The sequence below is a fragment of the Cytophagales bacterium genome, assembly GCA_019456305.1.
Taxonomy (GTDB): Bacteria; Bacteroidota; Bacteroidia; order Cytophagales; family VRUD01; genus VRUD01.
In genome coordinates this window covers 1-1,804 of record VRUD01000154.1, presented here as the reverse complement: position 1 = coordinate 1,804, position 1,804 = coordinate 1, and the positions used below count along the sequence as shown (strand labels likewise).

The following is a 1,804-nucleotide window of genomic DNA, read 5'->3' as shown; positions in this document are numbered from 1 at the left end:
CATGAACCTTCTGCCCCAGGGTATTGTAAATCTCAATTTTTTCAATTTCCAACCCTAAGTTGCTCTCAATAGTGAGGACGCCGGTGGCGGGATTGGGGAAAAGGTTGATTGATGATTGGAGATAAGCATTATTCTGATTTGGACCCTCTCCTGTGCCGGTTATTTCACTTAACTGACGGATCCATACCCCGCCACCATAAGTTCCCGCAAAAATGTTTGTGCCGCTTATGGCTAATGGATAGACATTAAGATTTGTCAAACCGGTATTGACCGCAGTCCAGGAACTTCCATTGTTGGTGGATAAAAAGACGCCTCCACCCCAGGTCCCCGCAAAAATGTTTGTGCCGCTTATGGCTAATGAAGGGACAATAAGATCTGTCAAACCGGTATTGACCGTAGTCCAGGAACTTCCATTGTTGGTGGATAAAAAGACGCCACCTCCATTAGTCCCCGCAAAAATGTTTGTGCCGCTTATGGCTAATGAACGGACATTAAGATATGTCAAACCGGTATTGACCGCAGTCCAGGAACTTCCATTGTTGGTGGATAAAAAGACGCCTTCGTACAAAGTCCCCGCAAAAATGTTTGTGCCGCTTATGGCTAATGACCGGACATCAAGATTTGTCAAACCGGTATTGACCGCAGTCCAGGAACTTCCATTGTTGGTGGATAAAAACACGCCACCACTATTAGTCCCCGCAAAAATGTTTGTGCCGCTTATGGCTAATGAATTGACAGCAAGATATGTCAAACCGGTATTGACCGCAGTCCAGGAACTTCCATTGTTGTTGGATAAAAATACCCCACCAGAAGTCCCCGCAAAAATATTTGTGTCGCTTATGGCTAATGAAAAGACATAAGGATTTGTAATACCGGTATTGACCGCAGTCCAGGAACTTCCATTGTTGGTGGATAAAAAAACGCCTCTGCCTTCAGTCCCCGCAAAAATGTTTGTGCCGCTTATGGCTAATGACCGGACAGGAAGATTTGTCAAACCGGTATTGACCGCAGTCCAGGAACTTCCATTGTTGGTGGATAAAAAGACGCCTCCGAGATAAGTCCCCGCAAAAATGTCTGTGCCGCTTATGGCTAATGAATAGACATAAGTACTTGTCAAACCGGTATTGACCGCAGTCCAGGAACTTCCATTGTTGGTGGATAAAAAGACGCCTCCGAAATCAGTCCCCGCAAAAATGTTTGTGCCGCTTATGGCTAATGAAGGGACATAAAGATTTGTCAAACCGGTATTGACCGCAGTCCAGGAACTTCCGTTGTTGGTGGATAAAAATACCCCACCATTAGTCCCCGCAAAAATGTTTGTGCCGCTTATGGCTAATGACCGGACAGTAAGATTTGTCAAACCGGTATTGACCGCAATCCAGAAACTTCCATTGTTGGTGGATAAAAAAACTCCGCCCCAAGTCCCCGCAAAAATGTTTGTGCCGCTTATGGTGAATGAGAGGACATTAGTATTTGTCAAACCGGTATTGACCTCAGTCCAGGAACTTCCATTGTTGGTGGATAAAAAGACGCCTCTGACATCAGTCCCCGCAAAAATGTTTGTGCCGCTTATGGCTAATGATTGGACAGTAAGATTTGCAATACCGGTATTAACCGCAGTCCAGGAACTTCCATTGTTGGTGGATAAAAACACGCCTCCGCGCCAAGTCCCCGCAAAAATGTTTGTTCCGTCTGTAGCAATACTTTGGATACGTCCGCCATAAGGACCGTTGGTTTGCAGCCATTGGGCGTATAGCATAGAGTATTGCGGATTAAAGATTGCGCATTGAAAAAAACAAAGCGC

At 45.5% G+C, this 1,804-nt stretch carries 1 protein-coding gene; it reads right to left on the bottom strand.

What is annotated here, in order from left to right; all coding sequences use genetic code 11:
• Positions 1-1,759 (bottom strand): regulator (locus FVQ77_17445; protein MBW8052089.1); only part of this gene is annotated, 1,759 nt, incomplete at its 3' end.
• Positions 1,760-1,804 lie beyond the last annotated feature (45 nt).